Below are 24,220 nucleotides of genomic sequence, written 5' to 3' on the forward strand. Positions count from 1 at the left end.
GATGAAAAATTTAATTTCTCAAGCTCAGGTTTGGTGGAGCAGCATCTCGCAGCGTGAGCAGCGTTTGGTCATGGGATGTGGCGCTATTGCCGTTATCGGTATTATTTATTGGGGTTTATTACAACCAATGAGTCAAAGTGCGGAGCTAGCTCAGTCACGTATTCAAAGTGAAAAGCAGTTGCTAGCTTGGGTACAAGATAAAGCGGATGGCATCACTGCACTGCGAAAAAGCAGCGGTGTGAGCTACTCTAGTCAACCGTTGAATCAGTTGGTTTCTTCTTCAGCTCGTCGTTATAAAGTTGAGTTGATTCGAGTACAACCTCGTAATGAGAGCGTTCAAGTGTGGATCAAACCACTCGCGTTTAATCAACTAGTGGATTGGTTACGTTACTTGAAAGAGCAACAGGGTATTGAAGTCGAATTTTTAGATATCGACCGAACAGAGCAAGCGGGCATGATCGATGTAAACCGCCTTCAGTTTAAGCGAGGTTAAGGTGAAGCGAGCAGTACTTTACGTTGTTATCTTTATCGTCTTTTTTTCAGTCAGTCTTTTAATGGGATTACCAGTCTCTTGGGTGTTACAACAAGCACCAACAGTGAGAGGCCTGGACATTCAAGGAACCAACGGTTCGGTATGGCAAGGTCAAGCTTCTAGTATTCGTTGGCAGCGCCAGAACCTTGGAGAAGTTAATTGGGATTTCCAATGGTCGAGTCTACTGACAGGTAAAGCTGAGTTTGCTGTGCGCTTTGGTCGTGGTAGTGAAATAGACGTCCGTGGGCGCGGTTTTGTCGGCTATAGCTTAAGTGATGGCCCTTATGCCAATAACTTAGTTGCCTCGATTCCGGCGGTAAAAGTTGTTGAGCAAGCGCGCCTCCCTGTGCCTGTTGGTGTTGATGGGCAGCTTGAGCTGAATATTCGTCATGCGACTTATGCTGCGCCTTGGTGTAAGAACGGTGAAGGCACTTTAGTATGGAATGCCAGTGGTATTCAAAGCCCCGTTGGCAGCTTAGATCTCGGTCCTGTGATTGCCGATATAAACTGTCAGGATAGTGTATTGACGGCAACTGGTGAGCAGAGCAGCAAACAAGTCTCTGCGGCGTTTTCCGCTGAACTGATGCCTAATCAACGGTACTCAACCAAAGCGTGGTTCAAACCTGGTGCAGAGTTCCCATCCAGCATGGGGGAGCAACTGAAATGGTTGGGTAAGCCGAATGCTCAAGGTCAATATGAGTTTAACTACCAAGGGCGCTTCTAACCTATCGTGACAAAATCCAATATCTTAAAAGAGCTGCTATTGTGCAGCTCTTTTTGCTTTTGGATCATTGTAAGCTAAAACCTCTATTCGCTGTACATTGGGAATGAATGGAAATTTAAAACCATGATTTTTAATTGATTTGTTTTCTTTCGTTCAGCTTTACAGGCAATTGGAACATAGTAGGCCAAATACTCCAAGTGCTGTACAGAAGGTCAAAAAGAAAAGGCCACGAAGATATTCGTGGCCTTTCTATTGCTAGAATTTTGTGCTCTAAATTTTACCGATAGGGCGCTTAATCTTTGCGTTGTAAAATCTCATTCCAAGGTAAATCCGCATCACCAAGAACAATAAAATTCGGGTTTTCTAGTGTTTCCCGCTCGTTATATGACAGCGGTTCTAATTGCGTGCTGAGAATACGTCCGCCAGCTTCTTCAACAATGCATTGTGTCGCAGCGGTGTCCCACTCACCTGTTGGACCTAGTCGGAGATAGCAATCTACCGCCCCTTCCGCGACGAGGCATGCTTTCAATGCCGCAGAACCGAGCGGTATTAAGTCGTAATTCCAGGCGCTGCTCATACGGTTAGTAATACGATTGATGTCTTGGCGACGACTAATAGCAATTGCGATGCTTTGCTCTGGCTGTTCGTGTTTGTGTGTATGGATTTTGACGCTGTCCGACATGTCGGGAATTTTCCAGGCGCCTTTGCCATTATAAGCGTAGTAAGTCACGCCAGATACAGGACCGTAAACGACGCCCATGGTTGGTCGATTGTTGTCGACCAACGCGATAATAGTGGCAAAGTCACCACTGCGAGCGATGAATTCTTGAGTACCATCAAGAGGGTCGACTAACCAATAACGTTCCCACTGAGCGCGTTGCTCTAAGCTTATGTCTGCGTCTTCTTCTGACAACACGGGAATGTCAGGCGTCAGATCACTCAAGCGTTCAGTGATGAACTTGTGAGCTGCAATATCCGCACTTGTTACGGGAGTTTCGTCACTTTTGGTGTAGGCCTCATATTGCTTCTTTTCATATATTTCGAGGATCATTTGTCCAGCACTGCGGGCAATCTCGATGACTTGAGGAAGTAGGTGAGATAGATCTTTTGTCATTGGCATAAGTGATAGTCCTTACTCACAGTGTTATTCGGTTCTAATGACCGTTATTGGTTATGCTTGTGAGTGGTGTTTGGTAAGTGTTTCAGTGCCAACATTAGCGCTGTGATGCTTCGTGCTTCACAGAAATCCATGTGAGTTAATAACTCTTCGGCTTGCGCAAGTGGCCAACGCACAATTTCCAGTGGTTCAGGCTCATCGCCTTCTTGCTTCTCTGGATAAAGCGCCTGTCCTAAAAATAGAGTCATTTTGCTCGAAAAGTAAGATGGCGCGAGGATAACTTGTTTCAACGGGGTTAACTGATTACAGCCAAAGCCGATTTCTTCTTTTAACTCACGATCCGCAGCTTGGTGTGGTGTTTCTCCTGGGTCAATCAGCCCTTTTGGGAAACCTAGCTCGTAACGTTCAGTTCCAGCGGCGTATTCACGCACCAGTAATAAATCGCCTTGTTCTGTTACAGGAACCACCATTACAGCATCTCGTCCACTTGGCTTCATACGCTCATAAGTACGATGCTCACCATTGGAAAAACGAAGGTCGAGCGCTTCCACAGCAAACAGTTTGGATTTTGCAACCGTCTGGCATGAGAGTATCTCTGGTGGGGTTCGTTTCGGCATGACGCTGGCTCCTTGGTGTCGTTGGCGTTTACGAGATGCGTAAGATTCTTAATATATGAGAACTCCGCCTGAGTTTCTAGCGGATTTTACGAGTCGAGCTAAGCATCTCAGCATCACCTCAGTATCGATACAAAAATGGGAGACCGAAGCCTCCCATTTTCTGACAGTGTTTACTCTTAGTAGTAAGAGTGATCACCACGGTCATGTTCTGTTGCATCACGAACTGCGGTTAGTTCACCAATGAACTGGTTTAGCAGTTCTTTCTCGATGCCTTCTTTTAGTGTTACGTCAACCATAGAACAGCCATTACAACCGCCACCAAATGCAACAATCGCAACACCGTCTTCAGTGATCTCAACCAAGTTTACGTGACCACCGTGGCCAGCAAGCTGTGGGTTGACTTGAGTTTGGATAACGTACTCAACGCGCTCAACCAGTGGTGCGTCGTCCGCAACTTTACGCATTTTAGCGTTAGGTGCTTTTAGCGTTAGCTGAGAGCCCATTTTATCGGTAACAAAATCGATTTCAGCGTCTTCAAGGAACGGCAGGCTCAGCTCATCCACGTAAGCTGAAAAACCGCTGTAAGAGAGTTCAGTGTCGGTCGATTCTACTGCTTCTGGTGGGCAGTAAGACACGCCACACTCAGCGTTTTGTGTACCTGGGTTCACAACAAAAATACGAATGTTAGTGCCTTCAGGTTGTTGACCTAAAAGGTTAGCGAAATGCGTTTGCGCAGTTTCTGTAATAGTAATATTTGACACGACGAATACCCGAGTAAATTTGTAGGTTACTGCTGCTATTCTACTCTTGTTGACGTATGGATCTAGTCTTTTTGATGCTAAGGCATGGCGAAGCGATCTAGAGAGAACGAGGAGCAGGTGTTCTGCAGATGCAGTAAATATCGATGCTTTCTACGCCAACTTCAAGTAGTAAATGACATAATTGTCGGACGGTACTGCCTGTGGTGACTACATCATCGACGATGGCAACATGGGAAGAGTGAGGGCGCTTATTGAGAATAAACGCGCCTTTTAAGTTTTGTTCACGGCTTGTTTTGGTATTACCACGCTGTGATTGGGCGAGCCTTACTCGACGAAAGACCTTCGCATCAAAATTAGTCTGCAATTGCTTGGCGAGGTGTCGGGCTAAAACATCACTTTGATTAAAACCCCGGCGCAGGTAACGCTGCCAGTGCAATGGCACACTGGTAATGATTGGAGCTGGCGTGGTGATGCGCTGTGCCAGTTGCTCGGTTAATGCTTTTACATGCCAAGACTCTCCGTGATCTTTAAAGCGTTGTACTTCCCGTGAAAGGGGAAAGTCGTAATCGCCTAACGTGTATAGCCTTTGCCATGGCGGTGGCTTTGAAAGACATTCACCACAAATACTATCCGTACTCATTTCTTCTTTCTGTAATGATAAACCGCAGCGTTGACATCGTTTTACCGGAGTTAGGTATTTTAAACAGTGCTCGCACCAGCGCAGAGTATTTGTGTGGCTTGGTGTTTGAATAGGGAACCGACACAGGCCGCATTGACTGCTCAATACGCGATGCATGATGTTTTGCCAGTGATGAGATAACATAGCGTTTATTCATGGTGATATTTTACTCAGCCTAACGCTTGGCTGAAGCCGTAGGGAATAAAATAAGTGGGAGAGATTGAGAGCATGAGCACGAAATTACACTGGCAGTCATTTGGTCAGGGACCAGATTTGGTATTACTTCATGGTTGGGGCATGAATGGTGCGGTATGGCAGCAGACAGTCGAGTCTCTTCAACCTTATTTCCGAGTTCATGTGGTTGACCTTCCGGGGTACGGGCATAGCGCCGAATCTCATGCCGAAGATTTAGACCATATTGCTAACCTGGTGGTGCAAGGTGCGCCAGAGAAAGCGATTTGGCTTGGTTGGTCCCTCGGAGGTTTAGTGGCAACGCATGTGGCGTTAAATATGCCCGAGCGCGTGGCTAAGTTGATTACGGTTGCCAGCTCACCAAAATTTGCCGCAGAAAAACCGTGGCGCGGCATTCAACCGAATGTACTGAGTGCGTTCACCTCTCAGTTGCTAGAAGATTTCTCACTGACCATTGAGCGCTTTATGGCGTTGCAAGCGATGGGCAGCCCATCAGCGCGTAAAGATGTTAAACAGCTCAAGCAAGCGGTACTATCGCGCCCTCAGCCAAACCCTGAATCGCTGTTGGTTGGGCTAAACATCCTTGCTGATGTGGATCTGCGCGATGCGTTGACGTCTCTTTCTGTTCCAATGTTGCGTCTTTATGGCCGTTTAGATGGGTTGGTGCCAATTAAAGTAGCTAACGATTTGAGTGAACAGTTGCCTCATACCCAGCAGTTTGTTTTTAATCAGTCCTCTCATGCGCCTTTTATCACCGAACATGACGAATTTTGTGTTCAAATCCGAGAGTTTGCTCACGATTGAGCAAGTGCGAACGGAAATACCTCAAGTTGTTTAAAAAGTGGTCGACATAAAGACTGGTGAGGTTTTATTAGCCAATAAAGCTAAGCCATATTGACGAGTTGGGCGACTCTGAGGAGGGTTCGCAATGATTGTGTCACCGACCAACGTAAGTGTGCCACTGATCGCCCCATCCGTGAATGTGCAGACGGAACAAGCAGCTCGCGACAATAAAGTCCGAGAGCCTGTAACGCCAACGGTCGCATTGGCCAAAACCAATGCAGAGCGAAAAGTAAAAGGTGATGACAAGCGCCGACGTCAGTCTTCTTGGGATCCTTCAGAGCATCCTGATTATGATATGGAAACGGAAGTCGACACGCGTTATCAAGAAGAGCCGGAAGATACACTAGAACGGCTTTTTAGTTTGCTTGCGCTCAAATCGTATAGTGAAGACCAGGGGAAAGGCTACGCGATCCGCTTTCGCTTACCAAAGCGCATTTTGGATGCTGCGATCAATGAAGGATTAATGGAAAAGCGCAGGAAGGTGATCAAGTTTCATTATGGTCATGCAGTCGCTCCCCATACCCCGTCAGAAGTGATAGCAGTATTATGACGACTCAATATCCTACTCAAACAAAAACGCTCCAAGCAGGTTGACTGATTGGAGCGTTTTCTTTTTAGTTATGAAAGCTCGTTAGCGGTGAAGCCTAGGTAAGGTTACTTTTTCGCTTTAGCAAACGCTGCAGCAAACGCACCGCCCATCGCGCTGTTCGATGACGAATCATCACGGCGAGGCTGACGACGCTGCGGTTGGTCATTACGACGTGGCGCTGCTGATGAGCGTTGGCTGCGGTTGTCTTGACCCGGTTCGTCGTTCATACGCATCGATAGACCAATACGCTTACGCTGCACGTCAACTTCCATCACTTTCACTTTGACGATGTCGCCCGCTTTCACCACTTCACGTGGGTCAGACACGTAACGATCTGTCAGTGCAGAGATGTGTACGAGACCATCTTGGTGAACGCCAATATCAACGAAGGCACCGAAGTTGGCTACGTTTGATACCACACCTTCTAGAATCATGCCCGGTTCCAAGTCAGATACCGAGTTTACACCTTCTGCAAAGGTCGCCGTTTTGAATTCTGGACGTGGGTCACGACCCGGCTTGTCTAACTCTTTGATGATGTCTGTAATGGTTGGAACGCCGAAGTTATCGTCGGTGTAATCGACCGCATGCAGACCTTTAAGGAAGCTTGAATCACCAATCAGTGCTTTGATGTCTTTGTTGTTCTTCTCAGAAATTGCTTTGACCACCGGGTACGCTTCTGGGTGAACCGCAGACGCATCAAGTGGGTTCTTACCATCCATGATTCGTAGGAAGCCCGCACACTGCTCGAACGCCTTAGGACCTAAACGAGGTACTTTCTTCAAGGTTGTACGTGCTTCAAAGCGACCGTTTTCATCGCGGAAGTCGACAATGTTCTGCGCGATGGTGCTTGATAAGCCTGCTACGCGTGTTAATAGTGCGGCAGAAGCGGTGTTCACATCAACACCAACCGCATTTACACAGTCTTCCACAATCGCATCTAGGCGTTTTGCCAACATAGATTGGCTTACATCGTGCTGGTATTGACCCACACCAATAGATTTCGGATCAATTTTCACGAGTTCAGCCAATGGATCTTGCAAACGACGTGCAATCGACACTGCACCACGCAGTGATACGTCCATATTCGGGAACTCTTTTGCTGCAAGCTCAGACGCTGAGTAAACCGAAGCCCCCGCTTCACTTACGATGATCTTCTGAACTTTCAGGTTGCCACGTTTGATGACGTCTGCGACAAAGCTGTCGGTTTCACGTGAAGCCGTACCGTTACCAATCGCAATCAAATCCACATTGTACTTACGCACCAACTGATCAACGATTTGTGCTGACTTGTCGTATTGTTTTTGTGGTGGGTGAGGGTAGATGGTTTCGGTTGCAAGCACTTTACCTGTTGAGTCGACAACCGCGATTTTTGAACCTGTACGCAGACCCGGATCGAGGCCAAGTGTTGCACGAGGGCCAGCCGGTGCTGCCATCAACAAGTCTTTTAGGTTAGTGGCGAATACTTCAATCGCTTCGATTTCAGCGCGCTCTTTCATTGCGCCCATTAGCTCGGTTTCCATGTGCATCGATACTTTGATGCGCCATGCCCAGCTGATCACTTGCTTACGCCAGGTATCCGCCGGTGCGCTGCTTAGCGTTACGCCATAATGGTCGGCGATAATCGTTTCGCAGTAAGACTGACGAGCGCCTTCTTCCTGTTCTGGATCAGCGTTCATCGCCAATGTCAGGAAGCCTTCGTTACGGCCGCGTAGCATCGCCAGTGCGCGGTGCGATGGCACTTTGCTTAGGGGCTCGTTGTGGTTGAAGTAATCTTTAAACTTCTCGCCTTCTTGCTCTTTGCCTTCAACGACTCGTGAAACCAGTTCCGCATTGCGATTTAAGTGGTTGCGAATTTTTTCCAGTAAGTTTGCGTCTTCTGCGATGCGCTCCATGATGATCGCGCGAGCGCCATCCAATGCAGCTTTGGTGTCTGCGATGCCTTTGTCTGCATCAAGGTATTTGCTTGCTTCGCTTTCTGGCTCGGTTTGTGGATGATTCCAAAGTTGATCTGCGAGTGGCTCAAGACCAGCCTCAATCGCGATCTGACCTTTCGTACGACGCTTGGGTTTGTAAGGTAGGTATAAGTCTTCAAGACGAGTTTTGCTGTCTGCCTGCGCGATCTCTTGTTCTAGCTCTGGCGTCAGTTTGCCTTGCTCTTGGATTGATTTGAGGATGGTTTGACGGCGATCATCCATTTCACGAAGGTAAGACAGACGGCTGTCCAAAGTACGCAGCTGGGTATCATCAAGGCCCCCCGTCACCTCTTTGCGGTAACGTGCAATAAAAGGGACAGTGTTGCCATCATCAATTAGGGTGACAGCGGCGTTGACTTGCTCTGGGCGAACATTCAGTTCTTGAGCAATCATGCGACAGATAGCTTGGCTCATCCGTGTTTTCTCTTTTAATTCGGTTTGGGTTGTATAGAACATTGGGGTCATTCGAAGAATTTGCAATGTTTTAAATTAACGAGGCAAAAATTTACCGGGCGCTGGTGGACATCAGTCAGATTTATGTCAAAACTGTAATTAAATTGAGAACTTATATCCGCAGTTATCGACTAACCTAATTCCACGGTTGTTGATATCACTAAATGTACCTCGGCTTATACGGATAATCATGATGAAAAAAATGTCTTTGGCGTTAGCGCTTACGAGTGCCTTACTTGTCGCCCCGCTTAGTTGGGCGCAATCTATCTCAGGAACCACACAAGCTCCCGTTTATCAGCTCGATAACAAATTGGTACTAGGGCGTGTGGAGAGCGTCTACTACAGTGACATTCCGGAACTAAAAGCGGTGCCATTTATTGGCAAGATTGATACTGGTGCAGATACGACATCGATGCATGCGGAGAATATCCATGTCAGTAGCTCACACCCAGATTACCAAGATTTGAAAGATAACGAGTTACTTTGGGCGATTGTCGATGACTTAGGTGGTACGAAGGCAAAGTGGGACGCCGACAGCTTTAAGCCATATCAAGTAAAGGTTAGCTTTACGGTTCCTCACCCTTATACAGGGAAGGAAATACAGATTACCGATGATCTGGAAAGAGTGAGCGCGATTCGCAGCCGAACAAGCAAAAAGCCCATCCTACGCCCGACAATAAAAATGCCGATGACAATCGCTGGTCACACCGTTGATACGGAAGTGAACCTGACCAAGCGTACGCAATTCTCTTCTCCTATCTTGATTGGTAAAACCTATCTCGATGATAACGCATGGGTCTTCGCTGGTTACGATTACCTTCAAGAACAGCCACGCGCAAAAATGATTGGCAAAAAAGAGACGGTTGAAGTCGAAGGTGTGCCATATAAGATCAGCATCTCAACTTCTAGCCGTTATACCAACGTCCATGCACTGGACATCAAGGTAGACAAAAAGCATAACGAAGTCTCTTTTATGTTAGAGGGCGAGAATGGCAAGCGTCATCCAATGACATTACCCTTGGTACGAATGCTGAAAACGACCAAAAGCGAGCGCCCTTTAGTCTATTTACCCGTCAAAGTCGGCGAAAATGAAACTCAACGTTGGTTGGTGTATCTGCGTGATCGCAGTAAGTTCAGTTCGCAAATTCGCTTAGGTCGGGACGTCGCGAGTCAGCACTTTGTTATTGATACGGACAGAGAAAATCTACTGGGTGGCGTAGAAAAAACGTTCAAAAGCGCGCTCAAATCAAAACCTCTTGTCGTTTCACCAGAAGAACAGGTCACCATTGATGGTTATACCGTCCCTGCTTACCCCACTTTTACTGTGAAAACGCCATTACTGCGTGTAAATGGGTTTGAAGTAACAGAAAAAGGTAAGGATGAATCCGTCACGTTTTATTTAATGAACGATGAGGGGAAAGAAGAAAAAATCACCAAACCAGTGTTGAAAAAGCTCAAGGTTGGCAGCGCGGTTCGCCCTGTTGTCGAAGGAGACTTTCTTCTCGGTAGAAAAGACACATCAATGAAGTTTGCGCTCGATGTGCTTGATGAGGGTGACACTCAACCCTTTTTCGTCTTTGGTCATGACATAGCCAAGGGTGGTGTGTTGCTGAACACTCGCGCAGACCATCTACTAGATGCAAGGCCACTTTTCAAAGCTGGCCATATCGAAGTGGCTGAAGTTGAGGGGATGTCTTTCCCTGTGAAGTTAGACACGGGTGCAGATGTAAGCTCAATCAATGCTAAGAACATCAAGCAGTTTAAGAAAGACGGCAAAGACATGGTGAGCTTTACCTATGAGAACGATCTTGGCATGAAACAGGCGTTTACCAAGCCTGTTGTTGATGTCATGCGTATTAAAGCGAAGAAAGGTGAGAAAGCGAACGTACGCCCTGTGGTTGAAATGCATGTTAAGCTTGGCGAATTAGAGAAGAAGATCCGAGTCAACTTACAGGACCGAGGTCGCTTCCATTACAGCATGATTTTAGGTAAAAACTTCCTAAAACATGGCGCGGTTGTTTCGAGTGATACGAATTACATCGTGACGCAAAAACCGGATTACGAAAAGTAACACTCTGGCCGCCTTATCACCTTGATACCCAAAGCCTGAACAACATTGGATCTTTGGGTATATCATCTCCTTAATGCTGCCAAAGAGCAGCATTTTTTAGTTGAGATAGGAGTTAATTTGAAAACTAAGCTGATTACACGAGAAGGTTACAACAAACTCAAACAAGAGCATGATTACCTTTGGAATGAAAAGCGCCCGGAAATCACCAAGATCGTCACTTGGGCTGCGAGCCTGGGCGATCGCTCAGAAAATGCGGATTACACCTTCAATAAACGTTTACTCCGTCAGATCGACCGTCGTGTCCGCTTCCTTCGTAAATTCCTGCCAGAAGTCACGATCGTTGACTATTCTCCGCAACAAGAAGGCAAAGTCTTTTTTGGTGCATGGGTGGAAATAGAAAATGAGGCAGGAGAAGTGAAAAAGTTTCGTATTGTCGGGCCTGAAGAGATTTATGGCGATGCGAAAGACTACATCTCTATCGATTCACCTATGGCGCGAGCGATGTTGAAAAAACAAGTGGATGAAGAGTTCACGGTACGCACCCCGGAAGGTGAAAAAGAGTGGTTCATCAACTCAATTGAATACACTCAACCGGCCTCGGAAGACTGAGGCTTTATCACCGATTCAAGTCTCATGAAGTTCACTAGAAGTGACTTGGGTCTCAACGTCAGAATATTTGGTATAAAGGCATGGTGCCTTTCTCGGAGAAGTAAAATGAACAAAGCAGTCATGTGTAGTGCTGCACTAACAATAGGTTTCTCACTTTCAGTTTTTGCTCAAGATGAAGTGAAAGGCTGTGACGCTAAAGAGTTAGCGGTAGAGCAGCAGCTTGAGTATGCAAAAGCGCAAGGTAATGAGCATCGCATTAAAGGCTTGGAGCAAGCACTTTCCGCTATCCAGAATGAATGCTCGGAAGGTGAGCTGCGCCAAGAGCTGCAAGCAGAAGTGGAAGAAAAGATTAAAGAAGTTGAGGAGCGAGAGGAAGAATTAGTCGAAGCTCAGCATTCAGGTAAAGCAGACAAAATTGAGAAAAAACGTCATAAGTTGGCGGAGGCACAGCAAGAGCTGCTTGAGGCCAAACGTGAACTGGAATGGAATTATGGTCAATAGTAGGTGCTGAAAATACCTGCTAGAGAGAGAATAAAGCGCTTAAGATAAAAAGAGTAACAATTTGCTTGAGCACGTTAGGAAAAACAGTGATACATTTTCGACAATAGACGCTTCTGAAAGGATGTTTCAATGCAAGAAAATCATAAAATTTTAGTGGTTGATGACGATGCTCGTTTACGTGCTCTATTGGAGCGTTACCTTTCTGAGCAAGGTTTTCAGGTACGAAGTGTCGCCAATGGCGAACAGATGGATCGCCTACTAACGCGCGAAAACTTTCACTTAATGGTGCTGGACCTAATGTTGCCAGGTGAAGACGGTTTGTCAATTTGTCGTCGTCTACGCCACGCGAACAATATGTTGCCAATCTTAATGCTCACCGCGAAAGGTGATGAAGTGGACCGCATCGTAGGTCTTGAGGTAGGGGCGGATGATTATTTGCCAAAACCGTTTAACCCACGCGAATTATTGGCTCGCATCAAGGCCGTATTACGCCGCCAAACTGTAGAGTTGCCGGGTGCACCAAGCACGGAAGAAAAAGTGGTGGAGTTCGGGGAGTTCCGACTCAATCTAGGCACTCGCGAGATGTTCCGCGGTGACGAGGCAATGCCACTCACCTCTGGAGAGTTTGCTGTTCTAAAGGCGCTCGTGATGAATGCACGTGAGCCAATGTCACGAGACAAATTGATGAACATGGCGCGTGGCCGTGAATATTCTGCAATGGAACGTTCTATTGACGTACAAATCTCACGTTTACGTCGCATGTTAGAAGACGATCCGAGCAAGCCGCGCTACATTCAAACCGTATGGGGCCTAGGTTATGTTTTCGTCCCAGACGGTAAAGAGGTGTAACCTCTTCACTCCATAGCCAGCACTTGGCTATAGCAACTTCAGCCTTCATTACCTTCCCTTTGAAGGCTGAAATTTCGCGATTAGGACCACTAGGAACGTTCCATGCGCATCCGAAGTTCACTGACACAATCTATTCTGCTGTTCATCTCTTTGCTTCTCGCGAGCCAAGTTTTCTCTTACTACGCCGTTTTTAACTACGCGTTGATGCCGAGTTTGCAGCAGTTCAATAAAATTCTCGCCCATGAGCTCAATTTGGTGCTTGATGATGAAGGACCTTTAAAGTCTGATGCACCGTTAAGGCGTCAATTGTTAGAAAGATTAGGGGTGACGGTTCATAGTCTCGATAGCGATAAGGCGATTGAATTTCATCACGCAATGTCGATTGATTTGATGTCTGAAGAAATGAGCCAAGAGCTGGGTTCGCCCACAGAAGTGCGCTTATTGCTTGGCGATGAAAGTTACATTTTGTGGATGCACATCGAAAAGTTGCCGAACTCCATCATTCGTATTCCGTTATCTGAGCTGCAAGAAGAAGATTTTGCCCCGCTGTTTCGTAACAGCTTGATTATGGCGCTGCTGATCATTGCAGGTGGTTGGTTGTTTATTCGTTTGCAAAACCGTCCACTTTTGGCTTTAGAGAGAGCCGCGAAAGACGTCGGTCGAGGTGAGATCCCGCCCCCCTTAGCAGAGAAAGGCGCATCGGAGATTCGCTCTGTAACTCGAGCCTTTAATCAAATGTCGAAAGGTATTCAAGAGCTAGAAGAAGACCGAGCCTTATTAATGGCAGGGATTAGCCATGACTTACGAACACCTCTGACGCGTATTCGCCTAGCGACAGAAATGATGTCTCCTGAGGACAGCTATCTTGCGGAGGGGATCATTAGCGATACGGAAGAATGTAATGAGATCATCAGTCAGTTTATGGATTACCTCAAACCGGTGAACCAAGAATCGTTTGAAGCGGTTGATATCAGTACGATTGCCAGTGACGTCGCCAGTTCTGAAGGTGGTTATGAGGTTGAAATTGAAACAGATCTTAATCTTAACTTGCCGCCAGCCAAAGGAAGCGCGATTGCGATTAAGCGGGCGATCAGTAACTTAGTTGTGAATGCGCTACGCTATGGCAATGGCTGGGTCAAAATCAGCACTGGTGTGACAGCAGATAAGCAGCTAGTGTGGATTTCAGTAGAGGACAACGGACCGGGTATCGAGCATTCCCAAATCGCGAGGTTATTTGAACCCTTTACGCGTGGTGACACCGCTCGCGGTAGTGAAGGCACTGGGCTAGGGTTGGCGATTGTGAAGCGTATAATCAGCCAACATTCAGGCTCTGTGGTGATGCGTAATCGCAGTGAAGGCGGTTTAATCGCTCAAATCAGCTTTCCTACCAAGTAAGTCGATGGCCTGCACCCTTTAAACAAAAAGCCCAACCTAAATAGGTTGGGCTTTTCTTATTCTCAATAATCTTAAGACTCTTTCACTTCCTGAGGAAGTTCATCTTCGTCTTCCAGTTTCTCTGGCAGAAGTAAATTTAAAATGATCGCAGTGATGCCACCTGCTGCAACACCAGTTGAGAAAATACTCTTAATAAATTCTGGCATAAATTGCAGGATCTCTGGTTTTTGTGCGATACCAAGTCCCATTGAGAAGGATAAGGCCATGATCAGAATTGCGCGGCGATCGAGCTCAACACGAGAGATAATACGCACACCAGCGGCAGCAATCGTACCAAACATGACAATCGTTGCGCCGCCAAGTACTGGCTCAGGAATCAGCTGAACAAAGCTAGCGACGCCAGGAAACAAGCCAAGAATCACTAACATGCCTGAAATAAAGTAACCCACGTAGCGGCTCGCGACTCCTGTTAGCATGATGATGCCGTTATTCTGGCTAAACGTTGAGTTCGGGAAGCTGTTGAAAACGGCTGCGATTGCAGAGTTTAAGCCGTCTGCTAACACACCGCCCTTAATGCGTTTCATGTACACTGGGCCTTTTACTGGCTCACCAGACACTTCAGATGTTGCGGTAATATCACCGATGGCCTCTAGTGCGGTAATAAAGAAAATCAGTACCAGCGGAATGAACAGAGACCAGTCAAACGATAAGCCATATTGCATTGGTACGGGCAGTGCTACGATCTCGGTTGCGCCTAGCTGAGAAGTATCTACCATCCCCATAAAATACGCCATGATGTAGCCCACTAGCATCGCAATCACGATTGAAGCCACACGGATGTATGGGTTTTTCGAGCGGTTTAAAATCACAATTAATCCAAGTACCGTCCCAGCCAGAGCAAGTTTGTCTAAGCTGCCGAAGGTTCCTTCATTTAATGCTGCGTAGCCACCGCCCATTGATACTAAGCCGACTTGAATCAGTGTGAGACCGATAAGAGTGACGACGATGCCTGAAACAAGCGGAGTGATGATTCGGCGGGCATGCTCCAACACGCGAGATAGAAAAATTTCTGCAAATGATGCGACTAAAATCGTACCAAAAATGGCAGCCATCATGGTGCTGATGTCTGCTCCACCGGCTTTCAGCGATAGGCCTGCACCAATAATAGGACCTAAAAAGTTAAAGCTGGTGCCTTGAACAGAGAGCAAACCAGAGCCAATTGGGCCAACGGTGCGAATTTGAATAAACGAAGACACGCCTGACGCAAACAAAGACATGCTGATGATGGTATTCGTTTGGTCTGCTGGTACACCCAAAGACTGACAGATGATCAGTGACGGAGTGATAACCGCGACGAACATCGCCAATAAGTGCTGAAGTGCGGCAAAAATGGTTTGAGGCAAAGGTGGTCGATCGTTGAGTTGATAGACCAGTTCCGAAGATCGGTTTGAAGTTGTCATTGTTTGTCTCGCTAGTCGCAATATTTCCCTAGTTCTCGCTGAATGGGAGAGCAGGGTGGAGTTGACGTCGTTACCTGTGATTGCTGTTAATCAGAGTCAACTCAGGTTGGTGGAGTGTGATCTAACACACTTAAAAATTTGTGCGCGATTATAGAGAGATTTACTCAAAAAGCAAACGTTTGCTTTGTTTTTGGCGTATTAAAAAACGAGCCATTTGGCTCGCTTTCAATCATTACGCTTTGGAGTAAATATCCCGCTCACCCAACCAGCGATCGATAATCGCTGTTGCGTTAGTCGGGTAATTGTCATGAATATGACGCGCAATACGCTGAACTTCGGGAATCAGGCGTTGATCTCGAACTAAGTCTGCGATTTTGAAATCAGCAAGACCTGTCTGCTTTGTACCCAATAGTTCTCCAGGGCCACGAATTTCTAGGTCTTTCTGCGCAATGACGAAGCCATCGTTACTTTCACGTAGTACTCCGAGACGTTTTTGCGCGGTTTTTGACAGCGGAGAGTGGTACAGCAGCACACAATGGCTAGCAACGGAACCTCGGCCCACGCGACCTCTTAACTGGTGTAATTGTGCCAAACCAAGACGTTCAGGGTTTTCTATGATCATCAAGCTAGAGTTTGGTACATCCACACCAACTTCAATCACTGTCGTTGCGACCAGCAAATGCAGTTTATTGTCTTTGAAATCTTGCATCACCGCTTGTTTCTCTGCCGGCTTCATTCGTCCGTGTACTAGACCAATTTTTACGTCCGGCAGTTTACGTTGAAGCTCTTCTGCGGTATCTGCCGCGGCTTGCGCTTCTAGTACTTCCGATTCATCAATCAGGGTACACACCCAATATGCCTGCTTGCCTTCGTTTAAGCAGGCATTTCGGACACGCTCGACGATGTCGTCACGTTTTGTATCAGGAATGGCAACGGTTTGAATCGGCGTTCGACCCGGTGGTAGCTCGTCAATCACGGAAGTTTCCAGATCGGCGTAAGCGGTCATCGCTAAGGTTCGAGGAATAGGCGTCGCCGTCATGATCAACTGATGAGGATAAGCGCCTTGTTTTGCGCCTTTTTCACGCAATTCTAATCGCTGATGGACACCGAAGCGGTGTTGTTCATCAATGATGACCAAAGCAAGGTGATGAAATTCAACGTGCTCTTGGAATAGCGCGTGAGTACCCACTACCATTTGCGCTTCACCACTGGCAATACGAGCCAGCTCGGCTTCCTTTGCCTTACCTTTGAGTTTGCCCGCTAACCAACCGACTTGAATGCCCATTCTCTCAAACCAGTTTGCGAAGTTGATAGCGTGTTGCTCGGCCAATAGTTCGGTTGGCGCCATGAGTGCCACCTGATGGCCATGCTCAATGGCTCTAACTGCGGCCAAAGCGGCAACCAACGTTTTCCCCGAACCAACATCGCCTTGCACTAATCGCATCATTGGGTGCGGTTTTTCTAGATCGGCTTCAATCTCTTGTACGACTCGGGTTTGAGCGTTTGTAGGAGAGAAAGGCAGTTGGGCTAAAAGCTGCGTTTTTAGTTTATTACAAGGACCGAGAGGTAACGCTGAATCCTTCTGGCCTTTGCTACGCACCGCCAGCATCGATAAGTTTTGTGCGAGCAACTCTTCCATGATCAAGCGGATTTGAGCAGGATGTTTGCCTTCGTCAAACTCATCTAAATTAATGGTTGGTGGTGGGCGATGAATGGTGTGCAGCGCTTGCGACATCGTGATTTGATGGTTATACAGCCCGGCTGGAAGTAATTCCTGCACTGCGGTTTTATCAAGCAGCGCTAAAGCTTGTTCGGTAAGGTTGCGCAATGTGATTTGGCGTAAACCATCTGTAGTGGGATAAACAGGGGTTAAGCTCTGTTCTACATCGGGCTTTTGATCGCTGACGTAAAACTTGTAGTCAGGATGAACAATTTCCAAGCCCATGCCACCGCGCTTAATTTCACCGTAAGCATGTACTAACTTACCTTGTGTGAAATTGTTCTTCATGGCCGCGGTAAAGTTGAAAAAGCGCAGCGTGATAGTGCCATTACCGTCGCTGATTTTTACCGTTAACATTTTGCGCTTACCGAAGATGGTATCGACTGCCATGACCTTACCTTGCACGGCCGCCCAAAGGCCAGCATGCAGTTTGGCAATAGGGTAAATACGAGTACGATCTTCGTAGCGTAACGGAAGGTGAAACAGCAAATCTTGAACGCTATGTAAGCCAACTTTGGCGAGTTTTTCTGCGACTTTCGCGCCAACTCCAGAAAGGGAGGTTAATGGGACGGCAGATAACATTTGGGCGGACATAGAGGGCTCAAGAAAATGGTTAACATAGCAGTATGTTAACCATGGAGCTGTGTTTTTGTACAGGAAAAAATAGTCATGCTTTAGTTAGTGTCATGATTTGACTGATAACCTATCATTCCGAGGAGCTTTAGCGACATCAGGATTCTATTTCCAACAAGTATGTCGCTGAAGTTAACACTACCAGCATCTGTATACTCGAGAATTAGATCTTGAATCACGCCCCTTCGCCGCCGTTCAGGATGACGAAAGTCTTTTACTTGCTTTGCATCTCTTGCCACCACGCGTCATCGGCGATGATTTGACCTTCTTCATCGAGTGGTGGGTAAACGAGCCCTTTTCGTTTCGCGACCTTTGCCAGCACTGGGTGACCACGTTCAAAGAGAATACGGTTGATTGTCTCTTTAGGCAGAGCGCTTTCTTCTCGGTCGTACATGCCTGCGGCTTCACGTTGACGTTGCGCTTCATACAAAATTACAGCACTGGCAACCGATACGTTTAGTGACTGCACCATGCCTATCATCGGGATAATTATGTCTTGATCGGCAAGTTGTTTGGCTTGATCTGAAGCGCCAACTTTTTCACTGCCTAAAATGATGGCAGTTGGTTTGGTGTAGTCGATTTCGCGAAAATCGACGGCGGTGTCTGAAAGATTGGTCACCAAAACCTGCATACCTTGCGCTTTGAGCTCGGTAATCGCAGTTTCAATTGAATCGTGAGTATCAACTTCAACCCAGTTACGCGCGCCAGCTGAGGTATGGCTCAGCGTACGCATTTTGTCTGGCCAAATTGCGTGAACTTTGTGTAAGCCTGTCGCGTCAGCGGTGCGGATCACGGCAGAGACGTTGTTTGGCTTATGTACTTCTTCGAGACAAAGTGTCAGATCAGTTTGGCGAGTTTTTAGGACTTGGTGAATACGGTTGTAACGTTCTAGGTTCATATTTATTGAGGTATAAAAAATCGCCACCTAACAGAGTAGGTGGCGATAGAGGTTAGTTCTTTCTGCGTCTGACTCGGGTTGCTTGAGGCATTGCCTTAATCTTACGCATGATACCAGCAAGGTGGACGCGATCTTTCGTCGTCAACAGCACAGTCACAGTGTATAGACGACCATCACGTTCTTCCGTTGAAAGGCCATGAATGTTTGATCCTGTTTTCGAGATCACGTTGGTCAGTTCTGCAAGAGCACCTTGGTTGTTCAGCATGTCGACTTTAAGTTCAGCAATGAACTCTTTGTCGTAGTCTTCAGACCAAGCGACAGCCATATAACGGTCTGGCTCTTTCTGATAACCACGAACGTTCGGACATGTTTCTCGGTGAACAACCAAACCACGACCAGGCGATACGTGAGCAATAATGTGATCATCTGGGATAGGATGACAACAATTTGCAAACGTCAGCAATAAGCCTTCTGCGCCACGAATCGGAAGCTTCTTCTTCGAGTCCGTTGGGATTGAACTTGTTGTTGTGAGCTCTTCGGTGTCACCAAGGAGACGACGTGCGATCACAATGCTCATCAACTCACCCAATCCAATAGCAGCCAATAAATCATCGATGCTTTCTAGGCGAAGATCATTCAAGACTTCTTGGATATTTTCTGGATAAATTGAATCAATCGAGTGACGGCCAAGTGCGTGATTAAGTAGGCGACGACCTAAAGTAATCGACTCTTCACGACGCATCGTTTTCAGTACTTGTCGAATCTTAGTGCGGGCACGAGAAGTCACGACATAGTTTAGCCATGCCGCATTCGGACGCGCACCAGGGGCACTGATAATTTCCACCGTCTGACCGTTTTTCAATGCCTTACTCAATGGGTAAGGGTTACGGTCAACACGAGCACCAACACAAGAGTTGCCTACATCGGTATGTACGGCATAGGCAAAGTCGACAGCCGTTGCGCCTAAAGGCAATTCAACGATACGACCTTTTGGTGTGAAGACGTAAATCTCATCTGGGAAAAGATCGGATTTTACGTTTTCAATGAATTCGAATGAGTTACCCGCGCTTTGTTGTAGCTCTAACAGGCTTTGCATCCAACGCTGAGCTTTCACTTGCGCAGTGGTACCAGACTTGTCGCCTTTGTCTTTGTAAGACCAGTGTGCCGCGACACCTTTGTCCGCCATTTGATCCATATCTTCAGTACGGATCTGAACTTCAACAGGTACGCCGTGTGGGCCAACCATGGAAGTGTGTAGCGATTGATAGCCGTTCGCCTTTGGTACCGCGATGTAATCTTTCATGCGACCAGGACGTGGCTTATACAAGCTGTGTACTTGGCCTAAAACGCGATAACAAGTATCAGCGGTATCAACAACGACTCGGAACGCATAGATATCCATGATGGTGTGAAAGCGCTGTTCTTTGGTTTTCATCTTGTTGTAGATAGAGAACAGGTTTTTCTCACGACCAACGACGCGAGCATTCAAGCCAAAATCTTGCAGACGGCCTTCTATTTCGCTGTGAATGCGTTGGATCATCTCTTTACGATTACCACGTGCGGCTTTAACCACTTCTTTCAGTACGCGGTAGCGGTTGGGATATAGCGCCTCAAAGCCCAACTCTTCGAGTTCGGTTTTGATATTGTGAATACCAAGACGATGAGCGAGGGGCGCGTAAATTTCTAACGTTTCACGAGCAATACGACGCTTTTTATCTGGTCGAAGCGCGCCAAGCGTACGCATGTTGTGCGTGCGGTCAGCCAGTTTGATCAGAATGACGCGGATATCTTGCACCATGGCCAGAACCATCTTACGAAAGTTCTCAGCCTGAGCCTCTTTCCTATCGCGGAATTTGAGTTTGTCCAGTTTAGATACACCATCAACCAATTCTGCGACAGTGTTGCCGAATTTCTCTTCGAGATCTTCTTTAGTTACATCACAGTCTTCAATGACGTCATGCAGCAAAGCAGCTTGGAGGGTTTCGATATCAAGGCGCATTTCGGCCAAGATACGAGCCACTGCGACAGGGTGGATGATGTATGGTTCACCGCTAGAGCGGGTTTGCCCTTCATGGGCATCTCTCGCTACCACATAAGATTGACGCAGAGCCTCAATCTGAGGCTCTGTTAGGTATTCTTGGGCAACGTCTTTGAGGCTATCGAATAGATACAAATTATAGGCCCGGGAGGTTGTTGAATTCTAAAGTCAGAATTAACGGTTGTGAGCGATGCTGCTTACTGCCGCTAGCTCTGCCGCTTCTTGCTCTTGCTGTTCTTGACGTTCACGAGCGTCTAGAACTTCTTTAGTAATTAAACCTTCTTCGATTTCGCGTAGAGCGATAACCGTTGGCTTATCGTTCTCTTCTGGCACTAGTGCATCTTTACCGCCAGTTTGCATTTGACGAGCGCGGCGAGCCGCAATCAGTACTAGGTCGAAACGGTTGCCAACTTTTTCAACAGCGTCTTGAACAGTTACGCGTGCCATGAGGACTCCAAATAGTTAACTAAAATTTTAGAATGACGAGAAAGTATACAACCTAACTACTTTATTTACTAGCAATTAGACAAGCCACCGTTTGTGGACTTTCTCAGGTAGTTTATTGTGTTTTTCGCACTGGGCAAAAAACGGGAAATTCTTTATGTTTTACAGCGTGACTTTTTTGAAGTTACTCTGCTAACAACGCGTCAAGCATACCTTTATATTTAGCAGCTTGCTTTTCTTCCTTCAATCTTTCAGCACGCAAGATAGCTTTAAAATCCATCAAAGCGGTATCAAAATCGTCGTTTACGATCACGTAGTCGTACTCGTTGTAATGAGAGATTTCCGACTTGGCTTCAGCCATACGCTTTGCGATCACTTCATCGCTATCTTGACCACGAGTGTTCAAGCGACGCTCTAACTCACCGTTTGATGGTGGCAGGATGAAGATGCTTTTGGCTTCTGGCATTTGTTCACGGATTTGGCGTGCGCCTTGCCAGTCGATATCTAGAAAAACGTCGATACCTTTATTTAGTGTTTCTTCAATCCATACACGAGATGTGCCGTAATAATTACCAAACACTTCTGCGTATTCTAGGAAGTCACCTTTAGCGATCAGGGCTTCAAACTCATCTTTCGCTACAAAATGGTAGTGGACACCATTTTCTTCACCAGGTCGCATGTTGCGCGTGGTGTGAGACACAGACACTTTCATTGCGTAGGTTGGGTTGCGTTCCAACATCGCTGAGATCAAGCTAGATTTACCTGCGCCGCTAGGTGCAGATACGATATAGAGAGTACCTTTGCCCATTGTACTGTTCCACTTTTGATTGGATTGATTGAGTGCCGAAGGAAAGTTCGACATTCTTATAACGATAGCACTGGCATTGAGAAATCAACCACCAAAGGGGTGGATATTGGTGATAATCCCGCCAGAAAAATGGAGGCGAAGAGTATCATGATCTCTATTTTGTTACCAGTTGATCTTTCTGTCTATGATCGTCTCAGATGAAATAGTTACTTACGCCAGAGTGTTCCTAAACAGCGAAGAAGGAGCGTGATACAGGACTTACCATCCGCGCACTCTGTTATTAAAACCATTTCTACAACCGTTTAGTGTGCTGATTTTAGGTTTAGAGTCCCGATTTGGCTTGCGTGAGTGACTCTGGTTAAAAATAGGGGTTAATAAAGATAAAACGGAAAAAAGGGGAAGCTTTCACTTCCCCAGGCGTGCGACTGACTCACACTTAATCTTCGAATTATCCTTGAGACTCTAGGAAATTTATCCAAGGGCTAACGGTTGACCTGAATTTTGGCGATTGAGCAGCGCCTTTCATCGCCTGCAAGGCCTTTTGTGGCTGCTTAAGCTCGAAATAGGCCATCCCGCGAATGTATTCAAGTTCTGCCTTTTGCTCTTTAGAGGCACTGGATGCCGCGCTTTCTACAAAACGAGTTGCTTCAGAATACTGCTTGTCTTGTATCATTAAGCGAGCAATCTGAATTTGCGTTTTAGCAGAAGGAGCGAGGTTATATGACTTTTTATAAGCGAGAATTGATTTATCTAGCTCTTTAGCTTGCTGCCAGAAGCTGGCTAGGCGGTCATAGTTTTCCTTCGTCTTTTCAATGTTTCCAGCTGCCATTTCCTTTTCAAGAGTTTTGGCTGCTTTATATGGAATACCTTGATAAGCCAAGAAGTTTACAAAGCGTAAATATTCCTTCTCTCCTTCTAGTTTCCCCATTTTGTAAACCATTTCTAGGGTGGCTAGAGAGTTGCGTTCTTGACCTAGCTCCATGTAGACACCAGAAAGTTGCATCCAGTAACGCTTTTTCTGAGGGTACTTTGAAGTCAGAGTTTTGAGTACACTGGCAACGCTTTTCAGCTGGCCTAACTCGTAGTGAGATGCAACGAGAATTAAGTACCAAGACTCACTTGGGCTCTTGCTCATCGCGATGGCTTTTTTGGTTGGCGGGATTGCATTTTTGTAATCTTCCAACTGAACATAAGCGCTCGCTAACGTGATATAAGCATGAGCTTGAGGCTTCTCTTTGGTTGTTTCTGCAACCTTGAACCATTCCTTCATCGTTTTTACAGACAACGTATACTTTTCTTCAGCTAGGTAAAGCTGAGCCAAGCTGTAGCGAACTTGTTGAGCAACCGGAACGGGAAGTGCGTCGAGCTGTAATGCTTCGGCAAAGTATTTTGCTGCTTGCACATAATTGTCTTGTAGCGAATACAAAAAGCCAGTCTGCTGAAGTAAAACTGCTCGGTCGTATTTTTTCGAACTTGTGCTTTCTAAAGCGCTTGCTAGTTTTTCTTTCGCTGCTGAATATTTTTCAGTTGCGATCAACTCTTGCACTTTGTTAACGGTTCGAAATGTCCGATCTGATAACTGAGGAGCTTCTTTTGCCATCGTAGGAGCGGCCATTGCCACTCCTGCGAAGAGAATTAAAGAAGCCACTTTGCTTTTCCATAAACTTTTCATCGTGACTCCTTAATTGGTTGAGAATTCTATTTCTTGCGATAGGCGCGAGCTAACAGGTTTCCCGTCAACCAATTTTGGTTTAAATGTCCATTTAGAGACTGTTTTTCTTGCCGCTCGACCGAGGCCTAAGCGTCGTGGTTGCTCTTTAAGAACTTTGATGTCCTCTACGGCACCACGTGCGTTTACAGTAAACTCTAATAAGACGACCCCTTTTTCTATTCCTGCTTTCGCAGCCTTCCTAGGCATTTGAGGTTGGAATGTCGCTAGAGGTGTTGGACCTCCGCTACCCGCGAGTTGCGCACCTCCACCCTGGCTATAATGTCCAAGCACCGAACCACCTGTAACATTTACGGGTAGGTCAAGCTTTGGCATATCCATTGGGGTCTGCTCCATCACCGGTTTTACTGTCGCTGTCACTTTCATTTCTGGCGGTGGCGGCGGACGCTTAGGCGGTGGTGGTTTTGGAAGTTCGCGTTTTTTCTCCTGTATTTTTTCGTCTGGTTTAATGCGAATAAACTCGACCATACGCAGGTCATCATTCGACACTAACTCGTGGCGCTCTTTGTTTACTAGCTTGTCCATCCCCCAGAACAACCCGAGGGAGACAATGAGCGCCAGTGCAATTGAGGCCAGATACCGCAT

At 46.6% G+C, this 24,220-nt stretch carries 22 protein-coding genes; 9 read left to right on the top strand and 13 right to left on the bottom strand.

From position 1 onward, the window contains the following. The first annotated feature begins 1 nt into the window (after position 1). Complete coding sequence (locus R7F07_RS13660; RefSeq protein WP_047103746.1) at positions 2–493, top strand: type II secretion system protein M; 492 nt, start codon at positions 2–4, stop codon at positions 491–493. A 1-nt stretch (position 494) separates the two neighbouring features. Next, a complete protein-coding gene (locus R7F07_RS13665) occupies positions 495–1,256 on the top strand; it encodes a type II secretion system protein N (RefSeq protein ID WP_104979931.1) in 762 nt (253 codons plus the stop codon). A gap of 292 nt (positions 1,257–1,548) precedes the next feature. On the opposite strand, the gene cysQ is transcribed toward R7F07_RS13665, so the two are convergent. The 4 genes from cysQ to R7F07_RS13685 all read right to left on the bottom strand — a co-directional run bounded on the left by cysQ (position 1,549) and on the right by R7F07_RS13685 (position 4,574). Continuing rightward, positions 1,549–2,376 carry a 3'(2'),5'-bisphosphate nucleotidase CysQ gene (gene cysQ, locus R7F07_RS13670; RefSeq protein WP_005379308.1) on the bottom strand — a complete coding sequence of 276 codons (828 nt, stop codon included), beginning with the start codon at positions 2,374–2,376 and terminating at the stop codon, positions 1,549–1,551. A 44-nt stretch (positions 2,377–2,420) separates the two neighbouring features. Beyond that, on the bottom strand, positions 2,421–2,990 hold the full coding sequence (nudE, locus tag R7F07_RS13675; protein ID WP_005379309.1) for an ADP compounds hydrolase NudE: 570 nt from the start codon (positions 2,988–2,990) through the stop codon (positions 2,421–2,423). Positions 2,991–3,166: 176 nt separating this feature from the next. Then, positions 3,167–3,751, bottom strand: a complete 585-nt coding sequence (gene nfuA / locus R7F07_RS13680; protein ID WP_005379313.1) for a Fe-S biogenesis protein NfuA — start codon at positions 3,749–3,751, stop codon at positions 3,167–3,169. 97 nt (positions 3,752–3,848) lie between these two features. Further along, positions 3,849–4,574, bottom strand: a complete 726-nt coding sequence (locus R7F07_RS13685) for an amidophosphoribosyltransferase (RefSeq protein ID WP_033905914.1) — start codon at positions 4,572–4,574, stop codon at positions 3,849–3,851. Positions 4,575–4,658: 84 nt separating this feature from the next. Here R7F07_RS13685 and bioH point away from each other — a divergent pair, with 84 nt between their 5' ends. Together bioH and R7F07_RS13695 are read left to right on the top strand one after the other, a co-directional pair. Then, on the top strand, positions 4,659–5,426 hold the full coding sequence (bioH, locus tag R7F07_RS13690) for a pimeloyl-ACP methyl ester esterase BioH (RefSeq protein ID WP_005384724.1): 768 nt from the start codon (positions 4,659–4,661) through the stop codon (positions 5,424–5,426). Positions 5,427–5,550: 124 nt separating this feature from the next. Then, complete coding sequence (locus tag R7F07_RS13695) at positions 5,551–6,015, top strand: hypothetical protein (RefSeq protein WP_005379316.1); 465 nt, start codon at positions 5,551–5,553, stop codon at positions 6,013–6,015. Positions 6,016–6,119: 104 nt separating this feature from the next. Here the strand turns inward: R7F07_RS13695 and R7F07_RS13700 are convergent, their stop codons facing one another. Next, positions 6,120–8,441, bottom strand: a complete 2,322-nt coding sequence (locus R7F07_RS13700) for a Tex family protein (protein ID WP_017820698.1) — start codon at positions 8,439–8,441, stop codon at positions 6,120–6,122. A gap of 229 nt (positions 8,442–8,670) precedes the next feature. Between R7F07_RS13700 and R7F07_RS13705 the strand changes: the two genes are divergently transcribed. The 5 genes from R7F07_RS13705 (at position 8,671) to envZ (ending at position 13,905) form a co-directional block, all read left to right on the top strand. Then, positions 8,671–10,551 carry an ATP-dependent zinc protease gene (locus R7F07_RS13705; protein WP_086013892.1) on the top strand — a complete coding sequence of 627 codons (1,881 nt, stop codon included), beginning with the start codon at positions 8,671–8,673 and terminating at the stop codon, positions 10,549–10,551. Positions 10,552–10,668: 117 nt separating this feature from the next. After that, the gene (gene greB / locus R7F07_RS13710; protein WP_005379321.1) at positions 10,669–11,160 is read left to right on the top strand and encodes a transcription elongation factor GreB; all 492 of its coding nucleotides are present in this window, start codon (positions 10,669–10,671) and stop codon (positions 11,158–11,160) included. A 105-nt stretch (positions 11,161–11,265) separates the two neighbouring features. Then, complete coding sequence (locus tag R7F07_RS13715) at positions 11,266–11,661, top strand: DUF1090 domain-containing protein (protein ID WP_171343037.1); 396 nt, start codon at positions 11,266–11,268, stop codon at positions 11,659–11,661. A 129-nt stretch (positions 11,662–11,790) separates the two neighbouring features. Further along, the gene (ompR, locus tag R7F07_RS13720; protein ID WP_005379333.1) at positions 11,791–12,510 is read left to right on the top strand and encodes a two-component system response regulator OmpR; all 720 of its coding nucleotides are present in this window, start codon (positions 11,791–11,793) and stop codon (positions 12,508–12,510) included. Between the two features lie 102 nt (positions 12,511–12,612). After that, on the top strand, positions 12,613–13,905 hold the full coding sequence (gene envZ, locus R7F07_RS13725) for a two-component system sensor histidine kinase EnvZ (protein WP_017820700.1): 1,293 nt from the start codon (positions 12,613–12,615) through the stop codon (positions 13,903–13,905). Positions 13,906–13,976: 71 nt separating this feature from the next. On the opposite strand, the gene R7F07_RS13730 is transcribed toward envZ, so the two are convergent. From R7F07_RS13730 to R7F07_RS13765, 8 genes are all read right to left on the bottom strand, one after another. Beyond that, the gene (locus tag R7F07_RS13730) at positions 13,977–15,365 is read right to left on the bottom strand and encodes a uracil-xanthine permease family protein (protein ID WP_005379335.1); all 1,389 of its coding nucleotides are present in this window, start codon (positions 15,363–15,365) and stop codon (positions 13,977–13,979) included. A 232-nt stretch (positions 15,366–15,597) separates the two neighbouring features. Continuing rightward, positions 15,598–17,679, bottom strand: a complete 2,082-nt coding sequence (gene recG, locus R7F07_RS13735) for an ATP-dependent DNA helicase RecG (RefSeq protein WP_171343038.1) — start codon at positions 17,677–17,679, stop codon at positions 15,598–15,600. Between the two features lie 253 nt (positions 17,680–17,932). Beyond that, positions 17,933–18,616 carry a tRNA (guanosine(18)-2'-O)-methyltransferase TrmH gene (gene trmH / locus R7F07_RS13740; protein WP_012841211.1) on the bottom strand — a complete coding sequence of 228 codons (684 nt, stop codon included), beginning with the start codon at positions 18,614–18,616 and terminating at the stop codon, positions 17,933–17,935. 52 nt (positions 18,617–18,668) lie between these two features. Further along, positions 18,669–20,789 carry a bifunctional GTP diphosphokinase/guanosine-3',5'-bis pyrophosphate 3'-pyrophosphohydrolase gene (gene spoT / locus R7F07_RS13745; RefSeq protein WP_005379340.1) on the bottom strand — a complete coding sequence of 707 codons (2,121 nt, stop codon included), beginning with the start codon at positions 20,787–20,789 and terminating at the stop codon, positions 18,669–18,671. 39 nt (positions 20,790–20,828) lie between these two features. Next, positions 20,829–21,101 (bottom strand): DNA-directed RNA polymerase subunit omega, encoded by a 273-nt coding sequence (gene rpoZ / locus R7F07_RS13750; protein WP_005379346.1) that lies wholly within the window; start codon positions 21,099–21,101, stop codon positions 20,829–20,831. A 181-nt stretch (positions 21,102–21,282) separates the two neighbouring features. Next, positions 21,283–21,906, bottom strand: coding sequence for a guanylate kinase (gmk, locus tag R7F07_RS13755; protein WP_005379347.1), 624 nt, complete (start codon positions 21,904–21,906; stop codon positions 21,283–21,285). Positions 21,907–22,354: 448 nt separating this feature from the next. Beyond that, positions 22,355–23,578 carry a tetratricopeptide repeat protein gene (locus R7F07_RS13760; RefSeq protein WP_005379348.1) on the bottom strand — a complete coding sequence of 408 codons (1,224 nt, stop codon included), beginning with the start codon at positions 23,576–23,578 and terminating at the stop codon, positions 22,355–22,357. A gap of 9 nt (positions 23,579–23,587) precedes the next feature. Further along, positions 23,588–24,220, bottom strand: coding sequence for an energy transducer TonB (locus R7F07_RS13765; RefSeq protein ID WP_005379353.1), 633 nt, complete (start codon positions 24,218–24,220; stop codon positions 23,588–23,590).

Origin of the sequence: Vibrio sp. YT-16 (genome assembly GCF_033337405.1) — a bacterium.
GTDB lineage: Bacteria > Pseudomonadota > Gammaproteobacteria > Enterobacterales > Vibrionaceae > Vibrio > Vibrio alginolyticus.

Excerpts from the sequence above, each read along its gene's own strand:
- R7F07_RS13660 (WP_047103746.1), top strand. The coding sequence starts at position 2 with ATGAAAAATTTAATTTCTCAAGCTCAGGTTTGGTGGAGCAGCATCTCG.
- cysQ (WP_005379308.1), bottom strand. The coding sequence starts at position 2,376 with ATGCCAATGACAAAAGATCTATCTCACCTACTTCCTCAAGTCATCGAG.
- nudE (WP_005379309.1), bottom strand. The coding sequence starts at position 2,990 with ATGCCGAAACGAACCCCACCAGAGATACTCTCATGCCAGACGGTTGCA.
- R7F07_RS13685 (WP_033905914.1), bottom strand. The coding sequence starts at position 4,574 with ATGTTATCTCATCACTGGCAAAACATCATGCATCGCGTATTGAGCAGT.
- bioH (WP_005384724.1), top strand. The coding sequence starts at position 4,659 with ATGAGCACGAAATTACACTGGCAGTCATTTGGTCAGGGACCAGATTTG.
- R7F07_RS13695 (WP_005379316.1), top strand. The coding sequence starts at position 5,551 with ATGATTGTGTCACCGACCAACGTAAGTGTGCCACTGATCGCCCCATCC.
- R7F07_RS13700 (WP_017820698.1), bottom strand. The coding sequence starts at position 8,441 with ATGAGCCAAGCTATCTGTCGCATGATTGCTCAAGAACTGAATGTTCGC.
- R7F07_RS13705 (WP_086013892.1), top strand. The coding sequence starts at position 8,671 with ATGATGAAAAAAATGTCTTTGGCGTTAGCGCTTACGAGTGCCTTACTT.
- R7F07_RS13715 (WP_171343037.1), top strand. The coding sequence starts at position 11,266 with ATGAACAAAGCAGTCATGTGTAGTGCTGCACTAACAATAGGTTTCTCA.
- ompR (WP_005379333.1), top strand. The coding sequence starts at position 11,791 with ATGCAAGAAAATCATAAAATTTTAGTGGTTGATGACGATGCTCGTTTA.
- envZ (WP_017820700.1), top strand. The coding sequence starts at position 12,613 with ATGCGCATCCGAAGTTCACTGACACAATCTATTCTGCTGTTCATCTCT.
- R7F07_RS13730 (WP_005379335.1), bottom strand. The coding sequence starts at position 15,365 with ATGACAACTTCAAACCGATCTTCGGAACTGGTCTATCAACTCAACGAT.
- recG (WP_171343038.1), bottom strand. The coding sequence starts at position 17,679 with ATGTCCGCCCAAATGTTATCTGCCGTCCCATTAACCTCCCTTTCTGGA.
- trmH (WP_012841211.1), bottom strand. The coding sequence starts at position 18,616 with ATGAACCTAGAACGTTACAACCGTATTCACCAAGTCCTAAAAACTCGC.
- rpoZ (WP_005379346.1), bottom strand. The coding sequence starts at position 21,101 with ATGGCACGCGTAACTGTTCAAGACGCTGTTGAAAAAGTTGGCAACCGT.
- gmk (WP_005379347.1), bottom strand. The coding sequence starts at position 21,906 with ATGGGCAAAGGTACTCTCTATATCGTATCTGCACCTAGCGGCGCAGGT.
- R7F07_RS13760 (WP_005379348.1), bottom strand. The coding sequence starts at position 23,578 with ATGAAAAGTTTATGGAAAAGCAAAGTGGCTTCTTTAATTCTCTTCGCA.
- R7F07_RS13765 (WP_005379353.1), bottom strand. The coding sequence starts at position 24,220 with ATGCGGTATCTGGCCTCAATTGCACTGGCGCTCATTGTCTCCCTCGGG.